This is a genomic window from Corynebacterium argentoratense (assembly GCF_021491455.1).
Classification (GTDB): Bacteria; Actinomycetota; Actinomycetes; order Mycobacteriales; family Mycobacteriaceae; genus Corynebacterium; species Corynebacterium argentoratense_A.
Window position 1 is genome coordinate 254,942 of the sequence record NZ_JAKETN010000001.1, and the last position, 24,795, is coordinate 279,736.

The 24,795-nt window shown below is 56.8% G+C and carries 20 protein-coding genes; 13 read left to right on the plus strand and 7 right to left on the minus strand.

Annotation, left to right across the window (positions count from 1 at the left end):
- The first annotated feature begins 34 nt into the window (after positions 1-34).
- The 4 genes from dtd to galE all read left to right on the plus strand — a co-directional run bounded on the left by dtd (position 35) and on the right by galE (position 3,485).
- Positions 35-472 (plus strand): D-aminoacyl-tRNA deacylase, encoded by a 438-nt coding sequence (dtd, locus tag L1C91_RS01190; RefSeq protein ID WP_234857615.1) that lies wholly within the window; start codon positions 35-37, stop codon positions 470-472.
- Between the two features lie 120 nt (positions 473-592).
- Complete coding sequence (locus L1C91_RS01195) at positions 593-1,615, plus strand: sigma-70 family RNA polymerase sigma factor (RefSeq protein ID WP_234857616.1); 1,023 nt, start codon at positions 593-595, stop codon at positions 1,613-1,615.
- A 169-nt stretch (positions 1,616-1,784) separates the two neighbouring features.
- Positions 1,785-2,468 carry a metal-dependent transcriptional regulator gene (locus L1C91_RS01200; protein WP_234857617.1) on the plus strand — a complete coding sequence of 228 codons (684 nt, stop codon included), beginning with the start codon at positions 1,785-1,787 and terminating at the stop codon, positions 2,466-2,468.
- A gap of 30 nt (positions 2,469-2,498) precedes the next feature.
- Positions 2,499-3,485, plus strand: a complete 987-nt coding sequence (gene galE, locus L1C91_RS01205; RefSeq protein WP_234857618.1) for a UDP-glucose 4-epimerase GalE — start codon at positions 2,499-2,501, stop codon at positions 3,483-3,485.
- On the opposite strand, the gene L1C91_RS01210 is transcribed toward galE, so the two are convergent.
- Positions 3,464-4,735 carry a DUF4192 domain-containing protein gene (locus tag L1C91_RS01210; protein ID WP_234857619.1) on the minus strand — a complete coding sequence of 424 codons (1,272 nt, stop codon included), beginning with the start codon at positions 4,733-4,735 and terminating at the stop codon, positions 3,464-3,466. The two genes, galE and L1C91_RS01210, sit on opposite strands and share 22 nt — an antisense overlap.
- Positions 4,736-4,890: 155 nt before the next feature.
- On the opposite strand from L1C91_RS01210, the gene L1C91_RS01215 reads away from it, so the two are divergent.
- Together L1C91_RS01215 and L1C91_RS01220 are read left to right on the plus strand one after the other, a co-directional pair.
- Entirely contained in the window at positions 4,891-5,853 is a 963-nt protein-coding gene (locus tag L1C91_RS01215; protein ID WP_234857620.1) for a PAC2 family protein, read from the plus strand.
- Complete coding sequence (locus tag L1C91_RS01220; protein WP_234857621.1) at positions 5,846-8,464, plus strand: DEAD/DEAH box helicase; 2,619 nt, start codon at positions 5,846-5,848, stop codon at positions 8,462-8,464. Before L1C91_RS01215 ends, L1C91_RS01220 begins: the two co-directional genes overlap by 8 nt.
- Positions 8,465-8,624: 160 nt before the next feature.
- Here the strand turns inward: L1C91_RS01220 and L1C91_RS01225 are convergent, their stop codons facing one another.
- Both L1C91_RS01225 and L1C91_RS01230 read right to left on the minus strand, forming a co-directional pair.
- Positions 8,625-9,149, minus strand: coding sequence for a carboxymuconolactone decarboxylase family protein (locus tag L1C91_RS01225; RefSeq protein ID WP_234857622.1), 525 nt, complete (start codon positions 9,147-9,149; stop codon positions 8,625-8,627).
- Entirely contained in the window at positions 9,150-9,746 is a 597-nt protein-coding gene (locus tag L1C91_RS01230; protein WP_020976410.1) for a peroxiredoxin, read from the minus strand.
- 120 nt (positions 9,747-9,866) lie between these two features.
- Here L1C91_RS01230 and L1C91_RS01235 point away from each other — a divergent pair, with 120 nt between their 5' ends.
- Positions 9,867-10,883 (plus strand): hydrogen peroxide-inducible genes activator, encoded by a 1,017-nt coding sequence (locus L1C91_RS01235; protein ID WP_234857623.1) that lies wholly within the window; start codon positions 9,867-9,869, stop codon positions 10,881-10,883.
- Between the two features lie 114 nt (positions 10,884-10,997).
- Here L1C91_RS01235 and L1C91_RS01240 read toward each other — a convergent pair whose 3' ends face one another.
- Positions 10,998-12,071 (minus strand): hypothetical protein, encoded by a 1,074-nt coding sequence (locus L1C91_RS01240; RefSeq protein WP_234857624.1) that lies wholly within the window; start codon positions 12,069-12,071, stop codon positions 10,998-11,000.
- Positions 12,072-12,118: 47 nt separating this feature from the next.
- Between L1C91_RS01240 and hrpA the strand changes: the two genes are divergently transcribed.
- A complete protein-coding gene (hrpA, locus tag L1C91_RS01245; protein ID WP_268836178.1) occupies positions 12,119-16,288 on the plus strand; it encodes an ATP-dependent RNA helicase HrpA in 4,170 nt (1,389 codons plus the stop codon).
- Here the strand turns inward: hrpA and nrdR are convergent.
- Positions 16,285-16,752 carry a transcriptional regulator NrdR gene (gene nrdR, locus L1C91_RS01250; protein ID WP_234857626.1) on the minus strand — a complete coding sequence of 156 codons (468 nt, stop codon included), beginning with the start codon at positions 16,750-16,752 and terminating at the stop codon, positions 16,285-16,287. The genes hrpA and nrdR overlap by 4 nt on opposite strands.
- Before the next feature lie 593 nt (positions 16,753-17,345).
- Here nrdR and lexA point away from each other — a divergent pair.
- On the plus strand, positions 17,346-18,059 hold the full coding sequence (gene lexA / locus L1C91_RS01255; protein WP_234857627.1) for a transcriptional repressor LexA: 714 nt from the start codon (positions 17,346-17,348) through the stop codon (positions 18,057-18,059).
- Positions 18,060-18,454: 395 nt separating this feature from the next.
- Positions 18,455-19,234: a DeoR/GlpR family DNA-binding transcription regulator gene (locus L1C91_RS01260; protein ID WP_234857628.1), complete on the plus strand. Its 780-nt coding sequence runs from the start codon at positions 18,455-18,457 to the stop codon at positions 19,232-19,234.
- Between the two features lie 104 nt (positions 19,235-19,338).
- Here L1C91_RS01260 and ptsP read toward each other — a convergent pair whose 3' ends face one another.
- Positions 19,339-21,033, minus strand: a complete 1,695-nt coding sequence (ptsP, locus tag L1C91_RS01265; RefSeq protein WP_234857629.1) for a phosphoenolpyruvate--protein phosphotransferase — start codon at positions 21,031-21,033, stop codon at positions 19,339-19,341.
- Positions 21,034-21,254: 221 nt separating this feature from the next.
- On the opposite strand from ptsP, the gene L1C91_RS01270 reads away from it, so the two are divergent.
- From L1C91_RS01270 to L1C91_RS01280, 3 genes are all read left to right on the plus strand, one after another.
- The gene (locus tag L1C91_RS01270; protein ID WP_234857630.1) at positions 21,255-22,292 is read left to right on the plus strand and encodes a 1-phosphofructokinase family hexose kinase; all 1,038 of its coding nucleotides are present in this window, start codon (positions 21,255-21,257) and stop codon (positions 22,290-22,292) included.
- A gap of 185 nt (positions 22,293-22,477) precedes the next feature.
- The gene (locus L1C91_RS01275; protein ID WP_234857631.1) at positions 22,478-22,906 is read left to right on the plus strand and encodes a fructose PTS transporter subunit IIA; all 429 of its coding nucleotides are present in this window, start codon (positions 22,478-22,480) and stop codon (positions 22,904-22,906) included.
- Between the two features lie 220 nt (positions 22,907-23,126).
- Positions 23,127-23,399, plus strand: a complete 273-nt coding sequence (locus L1C91_RS01280; RefSeq protein ID WP_020976420.1) for an HPr family phosphocarrier protein — start codon at positions 23,127-23,129, stop codon at positions 23,397-23,399.
- A gap of 87 nt (positions 23,400-23,486) precedes the next feature.
- Here L1C91_RS01280 and L1C91_RS01285 read toward each other — a convergent pair whose 3' ends face one another.
- On the minus strand, positions 23,487-24,773 hold the full coding sequence (locus tag L1C91_RS01285; RefSeq protein WP_234857632.1) for a uracil-xanthine permease family protein: 1,287 nt from the start codon (positions 24,771-24,773) through the stop codon (positions 23,487-23,489).
- Positions 24,774-24,795: the final 22 nt, after the last annotated feature.

Genomic DNA, 24,795 nt, shown 5'->3' on the forward strand with positions numbered 1-24,795 from the left:
GTGGTTTTAGAAAAAGTCTTTAAGGTGGTTTGTTGTGAAAGCTGTTCTTACCCGAGTCAGTGCGGCTTCGGTGACGGTCGACGGTGAGGTTGTCGGCTCTATCTCATGCCCGGACACTGGCGGACTACTCGCCCTTGTTGGTGTTGGGCGGGAGGATTCCGACCAGGCCTGGGAAACAATGGTTCGTAAAATCGCTGAACTCCGCATTCTTGACGGGGAACGAAGCGTTGAAGATGCTGAGGCACCGGTGTTGCTGGTTAGCCAGTTCACTCTTCACGGGCGGACGGCTAAAGGGCGTCGTCCTTCGTGGTCGGATGCCGCTCCAGGCGACGTTGCCGAGCCTGTTATCGACAAGATTGCTCAGGCATTACGCGCCCGGGGAATCCATGTCGAACAAGGACGCTTCGGAGCGATGATGCGCGTATCCAGTGTCAATGAGGGCCCCTTTACTGTCATCGTCGAGGCTGATTAGTGTGCGGCGGGGGCAACGCTTTTCCTTCAAACGGACACTCCGGGAACTTTTTTCACCCGCGTCGCGTTGGAGGGTGTAGGAGCATCACGCATCCCGCACTACTGACGCATTGGAGGCACTATGTCAGCCGTAGCAACGCAGACCGCCAGCGATACCGAGTCCCTGTCCGCTGTGGATGGGGCCGAAGAGGTTGACCGAGGCAGTCGGCGAGGCCATACCAATGACAATCCCTCTGCTGATCTCGTTCGCGTCTATCTCAATGGCATCGGCAAAACTGCCCTGCTGAGCGCAGAGGACGAAGTCGAGCTCGCACGAACAATCGAGGTCGGGCTCTACGCTGAACATCTTTTGAATAATCCTGGTGACAAGCCACTCACGCGCGCGAAGCGTCGTGATCTCAACATCATCGCTAAGCAAGGACGTGCGGCCCGCACCCACCTGCTCGAAGCTAATCTCCGTTTGGTCGTGTCGCTGGCCAAGCGTTACACCGGACGCGGTATGCCCCTGCTGGACCTCATCCAGGAAGGCAACCTGGGTTTGATCAGGGCCATGGAAAAATTTGATTACACCAAGGGCTTTAAGTTCTCTACCTATGCCACCTGGTGGATCCGTCAGGCTATTACACGAGGGATGGCTGACCAGTCGCGAACCATTCGCCTGCCTGTCCACCTAGTTGAGCAAGTAAACAAGCTGTCGCGGATCCGTCGTGAGATGTATCAGCACCTTGGGCGTGAAGCGACCAACGAGGAACTTGCCGAAGAGTCCGGCATTGACGAGTCAAAGATTGAACTTCTACTCCGTCAGTCGCGAGACCCCGTCAGCTTGGACATGCCCGTTGGAGCTGATGAAGAAGCGCCTCTTGGTGATTTTATCGAGGATTCCGATGCGGCAGACGCAGAGTCCGCCGTAGTGGCTTCCCTCCGACACTCGGACATTCGGACGGTCATTGATTCTCTTGAACAGCGTGAACAAGACGTCATCATCATGCGCTACGGGCTCGACGATGGTGTCCCACGCACCCTCGACCAAATTGGTAGGCGCTACGGACTGTCCAGGGAACGCGTCCGACAAATTGAGCGTGAAGTGATGGCGAAGCTCCGCGACGGCGAGCGCGCTGACCGCCTACGGGCCTACGCTCTTTAAAAATACCACAGGTTAGGGTATGTTAAGGCTAGGCAATGCCCGGATGTGCCACGCTAGCGGTGTAGTATTCCGAGCAGCACCCGGCTATTGTAGGTAGTCTTACTATTTAATAGCGCTGCGCCACTCTAGCGAAGCCCCAGCTCTACAGTTAAGGAAGGTTTAGGTCACCGTGAAGGATCTCGTCGATACAACAGAGATGTACTTGCGCACTATTTACGAACTCGAAGAGGAAGGCATTACTCCGCTTCGTGCTCGTATTGCCGAGCGTCTCGAGCAGTCCGGCCCCACGGTGAGCCAGACTGTTGCGCGCATGGAGCGCGACGGCTTGGTTATCGTCGCCGGCGACCGCAGCCTCAAAATGACCACCGATGGCCGTCGCCTCGCTACCGCTGTTATGCGCAAGCACCGTCTAGCTGAGCGTCTGCTCACCGACATCATTGGGCTTGACATCGCAAAGGTTCACGGCGAAGCCTGCCGCTGGGAGCACGTCATGAGCGACGAGGTGGAGCGTCGCCTCGTTGAGGTTCTTCCCTCCTACGACCGCTCTCCCTTCGGCAACCCGATTCCGGGATTGTCGGAGCTCACCCACGATGATGTGGAAGAAGCATCCCCAGGCACCCGCCTCAACGACCTCCCCGATGGTCAGGACTTCCGCGTCCGTATTGTCCAGCTCAACGAAATCCTCCAGGTTGACGATGAGCAGTACCGCGAGCTCACCAACGCTGGTATTACTGTTGGCGCCGAGGTTGACGTGCTGTACGCACGCGGTCTGGTCCGTGTCACGACCGACGTAGCCACCATCGACCTCGACGAGGATCTTTCCCACGCTATTCGTGTGGACTTCGTTGACTAAGCACGAACACTTTCGTGGCATAGTGATGTCATGAGGATTTTGGTTACAGGCGGCGCAGGCTACGTTGGTAGCACCTGCGCCGCTGTTCTATGTGAACATGATCATGACGTCACCATTATCGATGACTTCAGTACCGGCAATCGCGACGCTGTGTGCCCGGATGCGACACTCGTCGAAGGGCGATTAGAAGACGTCATTGACGATGTTTTGAGTTCTTCCGACTTTGATGCTGTCATGCATTTCGCGGCCCGCTCACTGGTTGGCGAGTCCATAGTCGAACCCGCTAGATATTGGAACGACAATGTCGTCGTCACCCTCAAGCTGCTTGATTCCATGCGCGCACACGGCGTCGGCAACCTTGTATTTTCTTCAACCGCCGCCACCTATGGCGAACCCGAGATTGTTCCGATCACAGAGGATCTACCCACCCAGCCCACCAACACCTACGGTGCAACTAAGCTCGCGATTGACTACATCATCACCAGCTATGCATCGGCCTACGGCCTGGGCGCCACCAGCCTGCGCTACTTCAACGTCGCCGGCGCCTACGTTGATTCACACTATGGCACCATCGGTGAACACCGCGAAATAGAAACCCACCTAATTCCGCTCGTGCTTCAGGTTGCGTCGGGCGACCGCGAAGAAATCGCCATTTTCGGCGACGATTGGCCTACCGAGGATGGCACTGCAGTACGCGACTACATTCACATTCGGGACCTCGCAGATGCGCACCTCCTCGCATGTCTAAGTAATACTCCGGGGGTTCACCGCATTTTTAATCTTGGCTCCGGGCGTGGCTACTCCGTCAAAGAAGTCGTTGATATGTGCCGAGAAGTCACCGGCCTTCCCATCCCCGCACGTATCGCAGATCGGCGTCCGGGAGACCCCGCAGTCCTCGTGGCATCCTCCGAACGCGCCATTAAGGAACTTGGCTGGTCCCCCTCTAGGACGTCACTGCGCACAATTGTGGAAGACGCCTGGGCCTTCTGGCGCGACTACTCTGGGGCTTCGACATAGGACGCCACTCCCCTACGTAGCGTGTCCATCAGCTCACTACTCTTGCCCTGGTTCATAGCCATCAGCATCAGCCTACTGAGCGTATGTTCAGGGTCATTGTCGTAGGCCACCCGCAGCGCAGCTGTCGCCAGCGGAACCAAGCCGTCATGAATACACACCACAGCGAACACGCACAACGCGTTGCTGCGCGCCGAGCCTCGCGCTATGCGGCTCAGTGCCAGTAGCGCGTCGCGGTAGGGTGCATCCGACACAGGGTCCGCAACGTCATCACCCCATTCGCAAAACAGCTCGTAGAACACCAAATCACGCGAATGATCCGACGCGCACAGTTTCCACAGGCGTTCCCATGAATTCCAGTACGCCTGGCAGTGCATTCCGCTTAGGCGAGCTTCGGTTTGCGCTAGCCCATCGAGGCCATTGACTGCTTCGTGAAACTCCCGCGCCACATCAGGCACAAGCTCCCTCGGGCTCGACGCAGACAACACCGCATCAAGATCCCTACCCGTAGCAATATCTGCCTCAAGTCTGTCCAACCGCTGCTCATGTTCCAACACCGGCGGCACAATGGCGGCAGCTTCCGGTTCGAAGGAAGCATAAAGATCTTCCCGACTGAGCTCCGGCACCACCCCAGCCGCAGCATAACGATGCAACGCCTTGGTGTGCAGGGTGCCGCCCAAACACCCGCCCCGCCATTGCGCAGGTGTTTGTCGCACAGCCAGGTTGCGATTCATATGTAACAAGCGATACGTCTGCCCGGGCTCGATGCGCTCAATCATCCACGCCAGCGCGATCGGCACACCATACAGTCCCTCCAAGGCCTCAACGGCTCTGGCACCCTCACTGTCCCCGAACTCGCTTACCACCACGGCTAGGACGAGGATGCACGGCTGGCTGCTAAAAGCTTCGGCAATCTCCCGCAAACCCGCGGCGTCATCAATGTCTACACGACCCACGGGCCCAAGCACTGCGGTAGAGGCGGTTCCACCGGACCCATCCGAGTGCCCGGTAGGCGATGATTCAACAAAACCTGCAAGCACCACCGACTCAGCCGGGTAGAAACCAAGCAAGGAAGGGACACTCGAGATGAACTCGTAGGGGTCAAAGCTGTCGCTGATCAGCGGCATTGTCGCAGCTGAAGGATCACCCTGCGCTGAACTTTTATAAAACTGTGCATTTTCCATAGCGCCATTATTAAAAGTGCAGCCTGCATGCACCAGCAGCAACAACATCCTGTGGATAAAACAGCGCATCGCGGAGAATTATCCACAGAACAATCGCAACGCGCTTTTATCTTCTACCGGGGCCGTCTACAATGGTTCGGCTACGCCCGCACACCGCAGCAAGGGCTTCCCCCCAGGAGGCGCCACCAAGGAAACCCAGCACAACCAGGTAGAGTAAAGGCACTATGTACGAGCTCGAATACCCAGCACCAGATGTCCACGACGGGCCAGGCGATCCCACGCTCATCGTCGCACTGCACGGGTATGCGGACGCAGGTAACGCCATCTACGCATCCTCGACGCACCTACTCGACGCCCTCGAACACACCAAACTCGCGACTTTTCACAACGACGAACTCATCGACTACCGGTCCCGTCGCCCCACCGCATTCATCGATGCCAACCAGGTTGTCGACATCGACCCCATGGACATTGGCGTCGACCTCCTCCGCGACATCAACAATCGCCCCTTCCTCCTACTCAGCGGCCCCGAGCCGGACATGCGATGGGAAGCCTTCAGCGACTCAGTGCTCAAACTCGTCAAAGACTTCGACATCAAGCAAACGATCTGCCTCTACTCCGCGCCGATGGCTGTGCCCCACACGCGCCCACTGGTCATCACCGCCCACGGAAACGAACCAGCATTACTGAAGGATTACTACACGCTGGACGCCAAAATTTCCCTCCCCGGCGCCGCCCAGTTGCACATCGAGCACACCCTCAGCACCAATAATCACACTGTCACTGGGCTGACAGCACATGTACCCCATTACGTCGCCAACGCCGACTACCCGCAAGCAACCCTGAGCCTTCTGCAAGCTCTCGAGCGCAGCGCCCAGTTGACGCTACCGCTTGGAACGATTGAACAAGACGTCGAAAAAGCCAGCATTCAGCTTGCCGAGCACACTGACACGACACCCGAAGTACAGCACGTGGTGGCCGCGTTAGAGCAGCAATATGACGAAGAGATGAGTCGCTACAACGAACGGAAACAAGCTGCTCAAATTGAGGGAGGTCTGCCAGCGAACCCCGAGGATCTCCCCAGTGGCGACGACATAGCAGCTGCCTTCGAAAACTACCTGGAGGATTATCTTCCTGAAGACAGCACCGACCTTCCACCACAGGAAGACACAGAATCTGATGACTAACCCGCGCGAGATCCGCAGCCTGACCTCCCTGCTCCCCGACCTCGATGATGTGCCTGAGTCCCTCATCGACGAAGCAATTTGGGATAGTTTCACCGCCTGGACGCGGTCGAAGAACATCACCCTCTACCCTGCCCAGGAAGAGGCCGCGCTGGCTGCGCTCGCAGGCGACAACGTCATCGTTGCCACCCCCACAGGATCCGGCAAATCAATGGTGGCTATCGCCGCTCACTTTTTCGCACTAGCCCGGGGCCAGCGCTCTTTCTACACCGCACCCATCAAAGCGCTCGTTAGCGAAAAATTCTTCAGCCTCTGTGAATATTTCGGCCCTGAAAATGTTGGCATGATGACAGGAGATGCAAGCGTAAACGCCGGCGCACCGATCATCTGCGCGACTGCTGAAATCGTGGCCAACATCGCCCTCCGAGAAGGCAACCGGGCGCGTATCGATCAGGTTGTGATGGACGAATTCCACTACTACTCAGAACCAGACCGTGGTTGGGCCTGGCAGGTTCCCCTTTTGGAGCTAGACAAAGCTCAGTTCGTGCTGATGTCGGCAACTCTCGGCGACACCTCGTGGCTGGAAGAAGACCTACAGCGCCGCACTGGTCGCACCACAAGCATGATCAGTGGTACCACCCGGCCTGTGCCTCTTGATTTCCACTACGTGTACACCCCTGTCCACGAAACCATCGACAACCTCCTTAAAGACGGCAAGGCTCCCATTTACGTCGTCCATTTTTCCCAACGTGATGCTATCGAGCGTGCCCAATCGCTGACGTCATTGACGATCGTTGCATCAGAAGAAAAAGAAGCAATTGTAGAAGCAATAGGGGCCTTCAGTTTCAGCAGTACCTTTGGCAAAACTCTGTCCAAACTTCTGCGGAAAGGCATCGGAGTCCACCACGCGGGGATGCTGCCCAAGTATCGCCGTCTAGTTGAGAAGCTTTCACAGCAGGGCCTCCTAAAGGTTATCTGCGGCACCGACACCCTAGGCGTTGGAATCAACGTGCCCATCCGGACCGTGCTGTTAACCGGTTTAGCGAAGTTCGATGGAACCAAACAGCGCCTCCTGAAGTCTCGAGAGTTTCACCAGATAGCGGGCCGCGCTGGCCGCGCCGGTTACGACACCGCCGGGACTGTCATCATTGAAGCCCCCGAACATGAAATAGAAAACTATCGCTTGCGTGCGAGGGCAGGGCAAGACCCCAAGAAGCTAAAAAAGCTCCGTAAGAAATCTGCCCGTCCCGGTGAGGTCGCTTGGACCGAAAAGACCTACGAGCGTCTCACCACTGCGGAACCAGAACAACTGACGAGCCAATTCAAGGTATCCACCTCGATGCTCATCAACGTTTTGACCCGACCCGGTGACGGTTACGAGCATATGAAGCGCCTGCTGCGCGGCAACCACAACACGCGCACCCAACAAAACAGGGACATTCAAACCACCATCGAGCTTTTGCGTGGACTCGTTGCCGCCGGAGTAGCAACGCGGCTTGACACCCCGGACCCCACCGGCCGACGCTACGAACTAACCGAAGACCTGCAACCAGATTTTGCCTTAAACCAGCCACTCGCCCCCTTCGCCCTGGCAGCATTGGAGCTGTTAGACAAAGAAGCAGACAGCTACACCCGCGACGTCATTAGTGTGTTTGAGTCTATTTTGGACGATCCACGGCAGGTTCTCATCGCCCAGCAGAAAGCCGAACGGTCAGAAGAGCTAGCCGCGCTGAAAGCAGAGGGCGTTGATTACAACGAGCGGATGGCTATCTTGGAAGAGATCACCTGGCCGAAACCGCTCGAGGAATTGCTGGAACAGGCTTACACCACCTATTGCGAGGGGCATCCGTGGGCTAGGGAGTTTAGTATCTCCCCCAAGTCAGTCGTGCGTGACATGATTGAAAAGTCGATGACGTTTTCCGACCTTGTCGCCACCTATGGCTTGGCACGGTCGGAAGGCGTTGTCCTGCGTTATCTCACCGATGCGTGGCGAACGCTGAAGCACTCTGTTCCCACGGAGGCCTACACGGAGGAATTGGATGACGTTATTGAGTGGCTTGGGGAGCTCATCCGCCAAGTCGATTCTTCCCTCGTGGACGAGTGGGCACTCATGGCTGATCCCGACGCCCCAATTAGCGAAGAAGCGCTGCAGCAGGAGCTTGCTTTTGGAGTGAAGGATCCCAACGCCCTATCTGCTAACCCGCGGGCTTTCGGGATTATGATCCGCAACTTTATGTTCCGAATTGTTCAACTTTTCGCCTTCGAGAAAGAAGACGAGCTCGCCGATAGCGTAGACTACCTGCGAGATATCGGCGCTACGATTCCCGATTTCGGCGCCGCCTTAGACGCATACTTTGATGATTACGCTGACCTCGACGTTGGGCCAGAGGCTCGTGGCCCCCAATACTTCATGCTCAATAAACATCCTGACGACGCGGAGCTCAGGGAGCTGCTGAACGCCCCCGCGCCCGAAGGTGCGCGCTTGTGGTTGGTCCGCCAGGTTGTGAAGGATCCCGAAGACGACTGCGCGTTCTCTTTTGTTGGCCTAGTCGATCTTGATGCCAGCGATAGCGCCGGAGAAGTTCGACTGCGTGCGCTACGAATTGACTACTGACGCAGGTCCCGGCGGTGTGGCCGGGTGTGGTGCAGTGTTGTGCAGTAAAGGGTGAGTAGCAATAGTTAAAGCCCCGGGCTATGTCCTTGAGGGACGGTAACCAGGGGCTTTCGCCTAGCTGCGACGGAACGGGCCGCTACAGCTCTGGGGCGTCTGTGTCTTAGCGTGCTTCTTCGATCTGCACTGCCTGAGCAACACCCTGCATGGTGGCGGCAATCTTGACTGCCTCGAATACCTGTTCCTTAGTGAGGCCTTCGCTACGAACTGTCTTGTCGTGGGCAGCGGTGCAGGTTTCGCAACCGTTGATGGTGGATACTGCCAGAGCCCACAGCTCGAAGTCAGCCTTTTCCACACCCGGGTTAGCGATGATGTTCATGCGCAGACCCATCTTGACGGGCGTGTAGTCGCTACCGAGGAAATCCTTGGCGCGGTAAGCCACGTTGTTCATAGCCATGATGGTGGCTGCACCGAGGGCTGCGTTGAAAGCTTCGTCGGAGAGGTGCTCCTTGGCTTCGTCAGCGATCTCGGAGAAGACAGCGTCGTTGCGGGTAGCCGCGGCGGTGGCGACGAAGGTGCCCCACAGCTGCTGTTCGCTCAGCTCAGTGCTGCGTGCGAGGGTGCCCAGGTTGAGCTTGAGGTCCTTAGCGTACTCGGGCAGACCGCTCTTGAGGTTATCGATCGACATTTACTTCAGGCCCTCCTGCAGCTGCTCCATCTTGTTGATGTTCTTGGTGGGATCGTTCTTCTGCCAGTTGCAAGCGCAGACCTCTTCGGACTGAAGAGCGTCAAGAACGCGGAGAACTTCGTCAACGTTGCGGCCGACAGCGTCGGGGGTAACGGAAACGAACTGGATGATGCCGTCGGGATCGATGATGAAGGTCGCACGGTCAGCAACGCCGTCTGCGTTTTCGACACCGAGAGCCTTGATCAGGTCGTGCTTAACATCCGCGAACATCGGGAAGGGAACTTCCTTGAGCTCGGGGTGGGTTGCACGCCAGTTGAAGTGGCAGAACTCGTTATCGATGGAGCCACCGAGAACCTGGGTGTCGCGGTCTTCGAAGTCCTCGTTGAGCTTGCCGAATGCAGCAATCTCAGTGGGGCAGACGAAGGTGAAGTCCTTCGGGTAGAAGAACACGACGAGCCACTTACCGGGGTAAGAGGTGTTGGTGACGGTCTCGAAGTAGTCTTCGGGCTGGGAAGCCTCAATGTTGTGGAGGTCGCCGCCCTTGAGTGCGGTGAGAGTGAACTCTGGGAACTTGTCGCCGATGGTTAGCAATGCCATGGAAAATCTCCTCACTCGATGTTTCGAGTCGATTGTTTTTTTGGGACGCCTTCCACTATGCCTTGCAATAGCCAAATCGTCAAGAGCTCTTTCTTTCGGGTGTGTTATATAGTGATAAGAATGACTAATAAAGACTACCGGCCGACGCTCGCCCAGCTGCGCGCTTTCGTCACCATCGCTGAGAAAAAACACTTCGGAACAGCCGCACAAGCTCTAGGTATCTCGCAGCCTTCTCTTTCGCAGGCTCTAGCCTCCCTTGAAAAAGGTCTCGGCGTTCAGCTCATTGAGCGCTCAACACGGCGGGTTATCGTCACCCCCGCAGGGGAGGAGTTGCTCCCCTTTGCTCAGGCAACCTTGGAGGCTGCAGAGGATTTCCTTACCCAAGCACTGGTAGTTGACGACGACCTCGGCGGTCCTTTGCGCATCGGGGTTATCCCTACTATCGCCCCCTATCTTCTACCCCAGTTCTTAACTATCGCCCGTCAGGATCTGCCTGCACTGGAGCCGCGGATTATCGAGGATAAGACCGATGCTTTGATAGCAGCTTTGCGGGATGGTCAGCTTGACGTCGCGGTGGTCGCTCTACCTGGCCCTTACGCCGGATTGTCAGCCCTTGAGCTCTATGAAGAACCCTTTTTGGTGGTCACTCCTGACACACACCCCCTTGCTGGCGCATCGTCAGTAACCATGGAGGATCTCGACGGCAGTGAGCTGCTTTTGCTAGATGACGGCCACTGTCTGCGCGATCAGGTGGTATCGCTGTGCAGCACCCACGCGTCCCTGACCCAAGCCTCTGATAACCAGCACAGCAGCACGCAGCTCCCATCGCAGGGTTTGAGCGAGCAAGCAGCAGACGACACCGGCCCCTCGACCGCGTCGATTACAGCATCCGCCACGAGGGCCGCCAGCTTGCCGACAATCATGCAATGCGTCGCCGGTGGCCTAGGTATTTCCATGATCCCCTTGTCCGCCCGACAATCAGAGGCCTCGCGCCCGGGTCTGGCAGTGGCCCAGTTTGCGCCAGAGGTTAGTGCCCACCGAACCATTGGGCTGGTGTACAGAAATTCTTCGGCACGCGGCAAACATTTCGCCAGTCTCGGAGATATCCTGACGCGCGCCTACCACGAGTCTCTTTAACTACAACCATTTTTCGCTCCGTGCGCTGCGCGAACGGCAAAGAAAAGGACGCCCACGCTGTCTGTGAGCGTCCTTTTCACCTTTCAGCCCGATAAATGAATGGGCCGCAGGATGCTACTGGATTTGTTCGGGCACTACTGTGGTACCACCGATGAGGCTGCGCCAGAAGTGAGCCGACGCCAAGACTGCGGCTGGCGCGGTGAGAAGCAAACCAAAACCGCAGAGCAGAGCGCCCGCGCTGTTGAGCAGGCCGATGATGACCGTGAAACCGAGGGTCTTGAGGTAGTTGTTCTTGGCGACGTTGAAACCCCGCTTGAACGCCTGACCGATACTAAGATTTTCGTCGACCAAGGCGTAGACCATGAGGCTAAACAGTGGCGAGATGAGCAAGTACAAGATAGCCGACACTGCGGCAGCGCCGAAGAAAGCGGCGATGCCGACCATCGCGCCGTTAGGGTCGTCATCGGCGATGGAGGCAAGGGGGATGAGGCCGAAGGCCAGCGGAATCATCGCGAGCCCCTGAACCACGGCTACAAGCAGCTGGAGTCCGATGACTCGGCCATAAGGTACGCCACTGAACATCTCGCCGATGGTGATCTTCCGGCCATTGACCTGCTTGATGGCGCCCAACGCCGCAATGGCGGTAATGACGAAGGTCACGAGCACCGTGATGACCTGAACAATGGTCCCACCAACGCTCATAGAGTCAGCGACGGTCACCTCAGCGCCAGGCTCCGGGTAGGACCGGGTGAAGCTCTCCACGAAGCCATACACACCATTAGGTATCTGGACGGCGAACATGATCAGGCTGAACAGAATCCAGGGGCCAAAGTTCGCAAAGAAGCTGTTAAAGCCATAGCCAACGGAATCAAAAACCCGAGCACCTGCGGGCGCGGTGTTGTAGTTCGGGTAAACAGGGACACCATAGGCGGGAATTTCGCCGTATGCTCCTGCTCCCGACTGCTGCGGCGCGGTCGGAGGCGTCGCCGAGACAGGTTGGCCCGGCTGAGGATACGGTGCTGAGTTATTGGATGCTGGCTGCTGCGCAGCGTCGCCGGGATAAGCCGGGTAGCTGGGTGTGCTATCGAAACCACCAGCTGGTTCCGAGGGCTGCGGAACCTGCCCCTCCTGAGGCCCCTGTGGCTGTTGTGGCTGCTGTGGCTGCTGTGGACCTTGAAGATTAGTCATGTAGAACACATTAGCTAAACCTATGTTTCTGTGCACACCGTACCCCCATGCGCACTGGCCGGTTGCTTGGGATCGAATGTCGGCTGAGCACTACACTGGGTGGAATCATGTCGACACAGCCCCATCGCCGAAACAGACGCTCTTCATCTACCAAGAAGTCCTCCAGTAGTTCTCGTAATAGGACAAACCACGCCGCTTCTTTCCGGAAGGAACTCGATCGCCGGCGTACTGCACGCATGGCACCTGGCTGTCCGCCTCTTACTTTTCCCGAGGCCTTGCCTGTTACCTCGCGCCGTAAGGACATAGCCGATGCCATCCGCGACAACCAAGTGGTGATCATCGCCGGCGAAACCGGGTCTGGTAAAACAACGCAGATCCCGAAGATTTGTTTGGAATTGGGCCGCGGTGTGGACGGGATGATCGGGCATACACAGCCGCGGCGCCTTGCTGCACGGTCAGTTGCTGAGCGTATTGCGGAAGAACTTGGCCAACCTGTTGGCGAAGCGGTGGGTTATGCCATTCGTTTCGACGATAGGGTTGCGGCGCATACATCGATCAAGTTGATGACGGACGGTATTTTGCTCGCTGAGCTCCAGCGCGACCGTCTGCTTGAGGCTTATGACACCATCATCATTGATGAAGCCCACGAGCGTAGCCTCAACATCGATTTTTTGCTCGGGTATCTCAAGCGTCTGCTCCCCCGCCGTCCCGACCTCAAGGTCATCATTACTTCGGCGACTATCAACCCTGAGCGCTTCGCAGAACATTTCGCGTCAGCGGACGGTGTTCCTGCGCCGATTATTGAGGTTTCGGGACGTACATATCCGGTGGATATTCTTTATCGTCCTTTGGAGGTGCCGGATCCTTCGAATTCTGAGTGCTCAATCCAGCGTGATCCCCTTGAAGCCCTCGGTGATGCGGCGGAAGAGTTGGCTCGCATGGGCGATGGCGATATCTTGTGCTTTTTCGCAACCGAGCGTGAGATTCGGGATGCTCAGGAAGCTTTGCAGCAGCGCGCGTCTTCTGGCGGCCCTTTGAGGGCAATGGAGTTTGTCCCTCTATTTGGCCGTTTGTCGAATGAGGAGCAGCACCGAGTGTTCTCCCCTGGTTCACGACGCCGCGTTGTGTTGGCCACCAATATTGCGGAAACGTCGCTGACGGTTCCGCGCATTCACTACGTTATTGATACGGGCACTGCGCGTATATCCCGCTATTCGACGCGCACGAAGGTTCAGCGTTTGCCTATCGAACCGATTTCACAGGCGAGTGCTAATCAGCGCAGTGGCCGCTGCGGGCGCTTAGCTGATGGCGTGGCTATCAGGTTGTATTCGGAGCAGGATTTCCTATCAAGGCCAGAGTTTAGCGATCCGGAGATTTTGCGTACCAATTTGGCGAGCGTCATCCTTCAGATGGCTTCTTTGCGTTTGGGCGCGGTGGAGGATTTCCCGTTTATTGCACCACCTGAGTTTAAGGCTGTGCGCGATGGTCTGCTGCTGTTGCACGAGCTTGGCGCTCTGGATGAGCGCGCGGATCATTCTTCACCTCGGTTGAGTAGGGTCGGCAAGTTGTTGTCCCGCATCCCTTTGGATCCGCGTTTGGCTCGGATGATGGTTGCAGCTTCTGATCAGGGGGTGCTGCATGAGGTTTTGGTGATTGTCGCGGCGATTACGGTCCAGGATATCCGTGAGCGGCCACAGGATAACGAGGCCCAAGCAAAGCAGTTGCACGCTCGTTTTGCTCAACCCACGAGTGATTTTTTGAGTTATTTAGCGTTGTGGCGCTATCTCCATGAGTTGCAGCAGGCTCTGAGCGGTAATGCTTTGCGTAAGCGGATGAAGTCCGAGTTTCTGCACTATGTTCGCTTCCGGGAGTGGCGTGATCTTTATCGGCAGCTCGTAGGTATTGCTTCTGATTTGGGTTGGGAAGTTAACCGTGACCCTGGTGTGGGTTCAGCGCTTGCTGAGCTTGAGCAAGCCTCCGCGCCCGGGTCTAGCCCTCGTGCTGGCGTCATTACGGCTGGTGTGACGGGCGATCAAAGCGATCGTATTCATCAGAGCGTGCTGAGCGGTTTGCTCTCGCACATCGCAGCCAGAGTATTGGAGTCCAAGGAGTTTCGTGGGGCGCGCGGAACGACTGTGATGATTTTCCCGGGTTCTTCTGTTGCTAAGCGGCCTCCGGAGTTCATCATGGCTGCGGAGTTGGTCGATACCAGCCGGTTGTGGGCACGCGAGGTAGCGAAGATAGATCCTCGCTGGGCGGAACGTCTGGGGGCACGGCTTCTCAAGCACCAGTATTCCGATCCTGTCTGGTCACGACGTCGCGGGGCTGCTGTGTGTACGCAAAAGTCGACGTTGTTTGGTGTGACGCTCGTGGCAGACCGAACGGTGGCTTACGCGTCTGTCGACCCCCACGCTGCTCGCCGAATGTTTATCGAGCACGCTCTTATTGGTGGCGAGTGGTCGACCAAGCATAGGTTTTTCCATGACAATGTCGACAAGTTGGAACAGGCCGCAGCGCTCGAGGATAAGGCGCGGCGTCGTGGCATCGTCATTGATGAACAGGTGCTGTTTGATTTCTACGACCGTCGTCTTCCAGAAGGCGTGGTGTCGGCAAAGCATTTTGACGGGTGGTGGAAGAAGCAGCGTTCTGAGGATCCGCATTTTCTTGATTTTGATCCGGAGCGCCTTCTCGCTGAGGATGCTCAGGATGTGTCGGAGGATGCGTTTCCTGATGTGTGGAGGCAGGGTAGCTTTGATTTCGAATTGAGCTATCGTTTCGAGCCTGGTGCTGTTGATGATGGCGTGAGCGTGCGTATTCCTATTCCACTGCTTGCAGGTGTTCGCAGTGAAGGTTTCGATTGGCTGGTTCCTGGTCTGCGTGCTGAATTATTCCAAGAGCTAATCAAGACACTCCCCAAGCCCCTTCGACGCAGCGTGGTGCCGGCACCGAATTTCGCGCAAAAGGCACTTGGCGCGGTTGAACCTGGCGAGCCTTATCATCGTCCGGTAGTGGAGGTTCTGGCGGAGCGCCTGCGTGCACTAGGTGGTTCAGGTATCGATGCGCGTGATTTTCGCCCCAGCAAGTTACCTCCTCATCTGCGGGTGACATTCGCCGCGGTAGATAAGCGTGGCGAGATTATCGACAGCGACAAGGAGCTATCTCGCCTACAGTCACGCTGTTCGGAAAAGATCAGCGCTGCGCTACGCACAACCTCGGCTCGTGACGCTCGTGATGGGGCCGCTGCCCGCACCCATTCAGCAAGCAAACGCACGAAGAAAAAACCAGCCCCTAACAAGCCAAACAAGCAACGTCCTGCTAGCGATTCCTCTGCGGTCTTTGCGGGGTGGACGCGGGAAGGTCTTGGGGATATTACCCCCGTTGTACAGCGTCACATCGATGGCCGTGAGGTCCAGATGTACCAGGCTGCGACTATTGTCCCGCGTAATGACGGAGACAAAGCCACTTTCGTGACTGCCCCACTGCTGGAGCTAAGAACCTACCCCCTCGAGCAGCAGGCCAAGACCGTTATGTTTTCGACCATCCTGCAACTGATTCTGAGTGAGGTGAAAGTCAACAGCAAGCAAATGTTTAAGGGTTTGCCGCTACAGCAGCGAGTAGCTGTCGACAACTATCCTCACGGAGGGCCGGACGGTCTTTGCGCTGATGCAACTGCGGCTGCCACGCGCGATGCGATCAGTGCTCACGGTGGGCCGGTGTACACCTACGAGGGTTTCTGTTCTCTATCGTCTGCAGTGCGAGCCGAGGTTCCGGGTGCGGTGAGAAGAATGCTTGTTGAGGTTGTTCCGTCTGTCACAGCTGCGGTGTCCCTACGGGACAGCCTGGCCGCTGATACAGGAGACGTGGCAGCAGAGATAAGGGAACAACTTGACTTTATGTTCCCTAAACACGCGCTTACAGTTCACGGCATCAAGCAGCTCAAGCATGTGCCCCGCTACGTGAAGGCCATGCAGATGAGGTTAGAAGCTGCGCGCCGGGATCCCGACCGCGACCTAGATTTGTGCCAACCGATCTACGCGGTGGAAGAACAGTTGGATGCAGCAATTGCCGCTATGCCAGCCTCGCGTCGCTCTTCAAAAGATGTTCGAGCAATCCGATGGATGATCGAAGAATTCCGGGTGAGTATTTTTGCGCAGCAACTGGGTACCGCTCACAGCGTTAGCGCGCAGCGCATTTCGAAGGCCATCGCAAAACTCTAGAGGGCCTCAAGTTCATTGCGGTTCAGGCGCTTCATGCGGCGGATTTCCGCGAGGAAGTCATCGGCACTATCAAAACCTCGATACACCGATGCGAAGCGCAGGTAGGCTACCTCATCTAGCTGACGCAAAGGGTCCAAGATCGCTAAGCCGATGTCGTTGGCGTTGACCTGCGAGCGACCTTGGCTGCGGATGGCTTCTTCCACCTCTTGCGCAAGTCTTTTGAGTGCATCGTCCGACACATCCCGGCCTTGGCAGGCACGCCGCACGCCTTGAATCACTTTTTCTCGAGAGAAAGGCTCCGTAATTCCGTTTCGCTTCATCACTAACAGGACAGATTTCTCCATTGTTGTGAAGCGTCGGTCGCACTCGGTGCACACGCGCCGCCGTCGAATTGCGGATCCCCCGTCTACCACGCGTGAATCGATCACCTGGGAATGGGAGTTATGGCAAAAGGGGCAGTGCATAGGCTCTCACTTTAATGAAAGGACCGGCGGACGCCCCTCAGCCTAGTCGACTGGCCGCTAAACGATCACACCAGCAAGCATGTAACAAACGGCTCCACCAAATCCAACCGCGCTCAACAACAAGCTTGATTGGTCCACAAGTCGTCGCACGAAGCTACCACGAGCGGTGGGTTCGGGCAGGAAACCGTGAGAGGTCTCTGCAGTGATGGAGCGCCCCGTGGAGTGATAGAGGGTTCGTACTTCGCAGGTTGCCTTAGGACTTTTCTCCCATCGTTCTGCAGGAAGTACTGTCATAGAGTTCGTTAGTAGTGTCTGTTTGTTCATCATGGCAGCAACGTTAGAAAGTCGATCGGACAGTGGACGGCCTTTTCGCCGATCACTCGTTCTAAAAGCCTTCGATTTGAGCAGACAAACCCCTGCACATCCGGATCTTTCGACAAAACCGTATATATCGAACATAATAGAGCTAAAGGCAGCCACTGTCCCCCACTCATGTTGTAGACTTTCCTGGGAAACACCCCACGAGGTCACACCCGCGGGGGACGACACGAATAACTTTCTGACAACCGCTTTTACTTAAGGACTTGAGCGCAATGGGACGACGACCAAAATCTGCAGACGCCCCCCTCACCCCGCGGCAGCGCCGGGTGCTGGAGGTTATTAACGACTCGATCGCCATCACTGGTTATCCGCCGAGCATCCGCGAGATCGGCAACGCAACCGGACTACAGTCGACGTCATCGGTCGCATATCAACTTCGCGAGTTGGAAAAAAAGGGATACCTGCGACGAGACCCGCAAAAGCCCCGGGCGCTGGATGTCCACTCGGTACGCCCCGTTCCTAAGGAAACCCGCCCACGCACTTCTGGAATGACAGGTGGCGCAGTCCCCGCTTATGGCTACCAGGAGGGCGCAGACCTCAGCCACCACGTTCCTCCGCACTACATTCCGGTTATTGGGCAGGTTGCTGCAGGCGACCCAATCCTGGCGCATCAAGATATTGAGGAGTTTTTCCCCATGCCGGCAACTGTGCTGGGCGGTGGGGAGTTCTACATGCTTCGGATCGTCGGCGAATCAATGCGCGATGCTGGAATTTTGCCGGACGACTGGGTTGTTGTTCGCGCACAAGTTACTGCAGAGCCCGGCGATTATGTCATCGCGCTCATCGATGGCGAGGCCACGGTCAAGGAGTTCCACCGTGATGACACCGGCATTTGGCTTATCCCGCACAACCCTGCTTTTGAGCCAATCCCAGCTATGAATTCACGAATCCTAGGAAAGGTCGTTTCCGTTTTCAGGAAGATGTAGCACACAACCCCGGAGAGTCACACCCCCAGATGTGGGGGTGTGACTCTTTTTTACATATGGGCCACAATCCCCTATTCCTTTATGGTTTAGTTCTCTAATTAGTCCAGCTATTCTCGCGCAAAGCTGGCAGTACGTCACGGCATTTGAGCAGTTAAACGTCCAATTTAGGCATCCCTTTAAGAAAACATCCACTTGCCCCAGGCTGGTGCAAAGCCACACAGGGCCCACACACACTCCACACAAAACCGCAAAAATAAACATACTCGGGCACGTTTACCCGACATCATGCCCGAAATAGTGAGACACTGGGAGCTACAAAACGTACATAAAAGTCACATACTGCTGGGATGCGATGTCCGAGCGGCAGGTGATGAGAAGGAAAGAGGGACCGAACGATGTATGCCGAAGAACGGCGGCGCCAAATCGCCTCACTGACGGCCGTCGAAGGTCGCGTCAACGTCACTTCACTAGCAGCCCGTTTTGACGTCACTGCAGAAACAATCCGCCGCGACCTCGCAGTGCTAGATGCCGAGGGTGTTGTGCATCGAGTCCACGGCGGTGCAGTAGCTAGCCAAAACTTTCAAACCAACGAGCTCACCGTCGATGCGCGTTCCCGCTCTGCATCTCACGCCAAGCACGCTATTGCAAAAGCAGCTCTAGAATTCCTCCCCAGTGCCCAAGGAGGCATTTTTCTCGACGCCGGCACCACGATTTCTGCGCTGGGTGATTTGATCGCGGAACACGCCGCGTCTAAACATTGGTCCATCGTCACCAATTGCCTGCCGACAGCCCTGAACCTTGCTAACGCTGGCCTTGATCAAGTGCAGCTCCTCGGAGGAAACGTACGAGCAATCACCCAGGCGGTAGTAGGAGATACTGCTCTACGCTCACTCGCCCTCATGCGCGCCGATGTAGCTTTCATCGGAACCAACGCTTTGACCCTAGACCACGGGTTGTCGACAGCAGATTCCCAAGAAGCCGCTGTGAAGCGCTCCATGATTATTAATGCCCGCAAGGTGGTCGTCTTGTGTGATGCATCGAAGATGGGTTGCGACTTCCTCGTCAGTTTCGCAACAATCAGCGACATCGATGTCGTCATCACCGATGCCCAAGCTCCAGAGAGCTTCGTCGAAGCTCTTCGTGACCACGGTGTGGAAGTCATCATCGCTGAATAAGCAAAGTTGCGCGCCACTCATCATTAACGCGTGGGGCTCCACCTCTCTAAAAGAGGTGGAGCCCCACGCGTTGTGAACGTCGGTATAGGACAGGCCTAAATGCTCTACAAACCTTGAATGAATTCGCGAACCGCGCTGCGAGCCTCAGAAGCACCCTCAGAATCTAGCGCGATTTGTGCTGCCTTCTGGCAATCTTCCAGGGTCAGGGAAGCCAGCTGGGCACCGACACCTGCGATAGCCGTAGACGCTGCGGACAAAGAAGTCACGCCAAGACCAGTAAGCACACAGGCTAGCAGCGGATCGGCAGCGGCTTCGCCACAGACACCAACGGCAGTGTCGAACTTCTTGCCTTGCTTACAGGTCAGTTCAATCAGTCGAAGCACCGCTGGCTGCCATGGGTCTGTGAGGTAAGCCAGCTGGGGCGACATACGGTCGGCGGCCATCGTGTACTGGGTAAGATCGTTCGTGCCGATCGAGACAAAGCGCAAGTGAGGCATGATTTTATCTGCCATCAGGGCTGCCGCCGGGACCTCAATCATTGCACCGGGGATCAGACCGCGCTCATTACACAAGTCTGCAAACCACCGTGCCTCGCGAGCGGTGGCAACCATCGGGGCCATGACCCACGTCGGCGCATCGTCGCCTCGACCCAGGTCCTTGGTGGCCTTTGCGATGGCGTCAAGTTGTCGAGTCAGCAGTGGCTCATTCGCGCGAGCGACGCGCAAACCACGAACACCCAATGCGGGGTTCATCTCGTCAGCCATCGAAGCAAAAGCGACTGGCTTGTCGGAGCCTGCGTCGAGCGAACGTACAACAACCTTAGATGTTGGGAACTGTTCGAGAACCTTGGCGTACACAGCAGCTTGCTGCTCTACGGAAGGCTCTTCAACAGCCGACAGGAAGCACATCTCGGTGCGGAATAGACCGATGCCCTCAGCCTGAGTGGAGGCAGCCACGCGGGCGGCATTGCCGTCCTGAACGTTGGCAAGAAGCTGAACGCGGTGGCCGTCTTTGGTTTGTGCAGGGCCACGCCACGAGGCAACGCGTTCGGCAAAGAGCTTGTATTCCTGAACCGCTGCAGTGGCCGTTTCTGGATCCGCGTCCAGAGTCAAGGTACCAAGTGAACCGTCAACCAGGACCTTAGTTCCGGGCTCGATCTGGTGGAGTTTATCCCCCACTGCCACGATGCACGGAACGTTGAGCTGGCGCGCAATGATCGCAGTATGGGAAGTAGGTCCACCAAGTTCTGTGACCAGAGCAGTAAAGAGCGAGGTATCCAAGGCAGCGGTATCTGCTGGCGAGAGATCATCGGCGCACAGCACCACAGGACCACTGACCGAGGGGAGCCCCGGTTCTTGTTCACCACGAAGTTGAGCAATCACACGATCTCGAATGTCGCGAAGGTCAGTGACGCGCTCGGCCATTACACCGCCCGCAGCTTCAAACATCGAAATGAATTTTGTGGTTGCGGCGACCACAGCATAGTCGGCGGGATGGCCAGAGTTGATGTTCTTCTTGACGGCCTTTCGCCAGCCACGGTCACGCACCATTCCTGCAGTTGCGGAGAGGACTTCTTTAGCTGCCCCCTCTGCTGCAGCAGCGCGGCCATCGAGACGCTCCGCAACGGTATTAGCGGCCTGTTCGAAGCGTTCAAATTCTTCAGCGCGACCTTCCTCTGCAATAACCGCTCCTGCTTGAGGAAGTTCGGGGCGCGGGTGGATCCACACAGCTTCTGCGTAGCTGATGCCGGGGACGACTGCCGTCCCCTTAATAGTCGTGTCTCGTGTCACATTATTCACGAAAGACCACCTGTCTTCACTAGTTGGGTACTGCCTACAAGATACCACCTTTTCGGGCACAAACAGCAATAGTTTGTTCGAATATGTGCCTAAAACAACACAGGATTACTCCACAAACCTGCGCAAAATCCACACAAACGGGCATATGATGGACGTATCTCTGTTCTTGCTTCAGTCATGGACACTCACAGAAACAATTGACACGAAGGTACCCACTTCACATGATCCTGACGGTGACCCCCAACCCGAGTATTGATCAGACATTGGTGCTCGGCGAGCGCATCACGCGGGGTACTGTCCAGCGTCTTCAATCCTTTCACGCTGTCGCCGGCGGAAAAGGAGTTAACGTCAGTGGGGCCTGCGCTCTAGCCGGACAACCCACCAGGGCTTTATTCATCTCTCCCACCACCGACCCGTTCGTTCACCTGGTGGCCAACGCAGGCCTAGACACCCGCTTTGTACCCACCGAAGGTCAGGTTCGCACCAACATCACGATCATCGAGCCCGGTGGGGAAACATCCAAACTCAACGGAGCCGGCCCCCTTATAACTTTAGAAGTGGCAGCCGCGCTGGCAGACACCGTCTTGGAAGAAGCACAACGACTTCCCGACGACAGTTGGATCGTACTCGCCGGTTCATTACCACCTGGCCTGCCCGAATGGTGGTATTCGGAAATCATCCCGCTCATTCGCCAAGCCGTACCCACCACCAAGATCGCCGTCGACACCTCCGATGCACCACTGAGGTCCTTAACCGCCCCCATCGCACCAGACAGGCCGTCGACAACCCTAAGTGGCGAAGCCAAATACCGTCTCCCTGATCTGCTGAAACCCAACGCATTTGAGCTCGCGCAGTTAGTGGAAGGACAACGCGACGCGGCGTCATGGGCCAAACGATTCGAGCAGCAGGCAGAACGCGGCGACTTCAGTGGCGTTGTTACGGCAGCCCGGACGGTAGTGAACAAAGGAATACCCCACGTCCTGGTCACACTGGGGCCATCCGGCGCAGTACTGGCCACCGCCGACGGTGCCTGGATCGCGCAACCCCCTCACACCAACGTCATCTCCACAGTCGGCGCCGGCGATGCAACACTCGCAGGTTTCCTACTGGGGCGCCTAGCCCACCAGAGCCTCGAAGACTGCCTCACGCAAGCCGTTGCCTACGGAACCGCTGCAACAACCCTCCAGGGTACCCAAATGCCCTCGCCACAACTGGTAGCTGAGGTACGCTCCAAGGTTATAAGCGCCGACATCACCTGATGCGTAGAAGATCAACTAGATGGCCCGCGGCAAGCGAACGAGGAGTCTAAGAGTTGAACGTACGTGATTTTTTCAGCACTAGGGCTGTAAAAAAGTACCTTGCCCGTCGTAGGAGCACCGAGAGCACTCAGCCTGCTCCGGACGGTTCGCCTGAAACCCCTGAACCCTATACAACCGACAACCTAGTGGTATTCGATGTTGAGGTCGACGACCACCCTTACGCCGTGCTTGCCTTCCTCAGTGAACTTCTACACGAGCAACAGCGCTGTACCGACGCGCAACAACTATTGAGCGACCTGTGGGACAGGGAGCTAAAAATGGATACCGGGATTCCCCTTGGCATCGCTATCCCCCACTGCCGCTCTACGGCGATCACGGAACCCACCGTAGCCATGCTTCGCCTAGCCCGGGGCGTTGACTTCAGCGGCCCGGACGGTCCCTCCGATCTAATTTTCTGTATAGCCTGCCCGGCCACCAGCGGACGGGAACATCTGAAGATCTTGTCACGCCTGTCACGACGCCTCGTCGACCAGACATTCGTGGATTCGATCCGCAGAGCTCCTACGCCCGCCGTCGCGGCCGCACACATCAACCAAGCAGTGGCGCGCTCGTGAGATGCGAGAAATCTCACCTAGCTGCCCATAGAACACGCCCTAAAACACAGCGTCAACACTCACCAGGGTATTTGTGGAAGTCTGTGGTTTTTCAATGCCCGATTCTCTCGTAGTTGCCGGGAATTTGTTGGGATATGTGGTTTAGCTACAACCCGACCCCACAGCAAACGGGTAGGGTGGGAGATGTTCGTTAGACAATTTCGAGAAAGGACCATGTTCAATGGTTTCCAAGACTGTTACCGTCGGCTCAACTGTTGGCCTCCACGCTCGCCCCGCCACCATCATCGCGGAGGCTGCCGGCGAGTACGACGAGGACATTTACCTCGCAATTCTCGGTGAAGAAGACGAAGAAGATCCCACCGAAGCCGCATCCTCCCTCATGATCATGGCGCTGGGCGCGGAACACGGTGATCAGGTTGTTGTCACCTCCGAGAACGCCGAAGCTGTTGAGGCTATCGCAGCTCTCATCGAAAAGAACCTCGACGAAGAGTAGAAGTCTCTCCAGCGACATCAAAATCGGGGCCCTGCAATCTTGCGCAGGGCCCCGATTTTTTTGCTATTATCGCCGACGTTTACCTGGTCACGCTTTGCCGCTAAATTGCCCTTCACCGATTTTTTCGTACAGCACTTTGAGCACGGGGTAGGCGATAATGATACCGGCACTGCCCCACGCGATCCCCTGCAACTCAATCCCGCCGACGGTCAATGTGAGGTTGCCGATTCCGGCAATGAGCGCGGTCGCCGCCGCGCACAGATTGACGGGGTTGCTGAAGTCCACTTTGTGCTCCTGCCAAATTTGAACACCCAGCATGCCGATGAGCCCGTACAGCACAAGGGTCGCTCCGCCCAAAACACCACTGGGAATACTGAAGATTAAGGCTCCGAACTTTGGGATGAACGCAAGGATAATCGCGGTGAAAGCAGCAACCCAGTAGGCTGCGGTCGAATAGACCTTGGTCGCAGCCATCACGCCAATGTTTTCCGCGTAGGTTGTGGTACCCGAGCCGCCCAACCCACCGGCGAGTGTTGTGGCAATGCCGTCAGCCAACAGCGCGTCACCCGCGAGATCATCCATTGGTCGACCAGTCATGGAAGCGACAGCCTTGACGTGCCCGACGTTTTCGGCAATGAGGACAATGACGACCGGAAGGGAAATCAGTACCGCGCTAACAGTGAATTCTGGGGTATGAAAGGTAGGCGCCCCGAACCACCGGGCGTCGCTGATGGTTTGCCGCGCCGCTGTGTCGATGCCACCGGATAACCAAGCGAACACCCAACCGATGATTACGCCGAAGAGGATGCTCAACCGTGACACCATTGACCTACCGGCTACGTTCAGGATCAGGATGGCTGCCAGGGTGACGGTGGCGATCAGTGGTTGGCTCTGGTAGCTCGAGGTTGCTGCGGGGGCGAGGTTAAGCCCGATGAGCGCAACGATCGCACCTGTGACAGCCGGCGGCATGACTGCATCAATGACGCCGCGTCCCAGCACCTTAACAACCACGCCGACGAGGATCAACGCAATGCCGGCTGCGACCACTCCGCCCATCTGCACGGCGATACCGGATGCCTGAGTGGCAGTAAGGGGTGCGATGAAGGCAAATGAGCTTCCCAGGTAGGAAGGCAGGCGATTGCGGGTGATCAGCAGGAAGATGATCGTACCGAGACCGGAAAACAGGAGGGTCGTGTTGACCGGGAATCCGGTAAGTGTGGGTACTAGCAATGTAGCCCCGAACATCGCTACGACATGCTGCATGCCGATGCCTATTGTTCGGGGCCAGCTGAGGCGTTGTTCAGGTGCAACAACCGCACCTGGCTCAATAGTCTTGCCGTCGCCGTGGACGGTCCATCCTAGAAATGTAGACACGTCCTTTTAGTGTAGTCGGGGC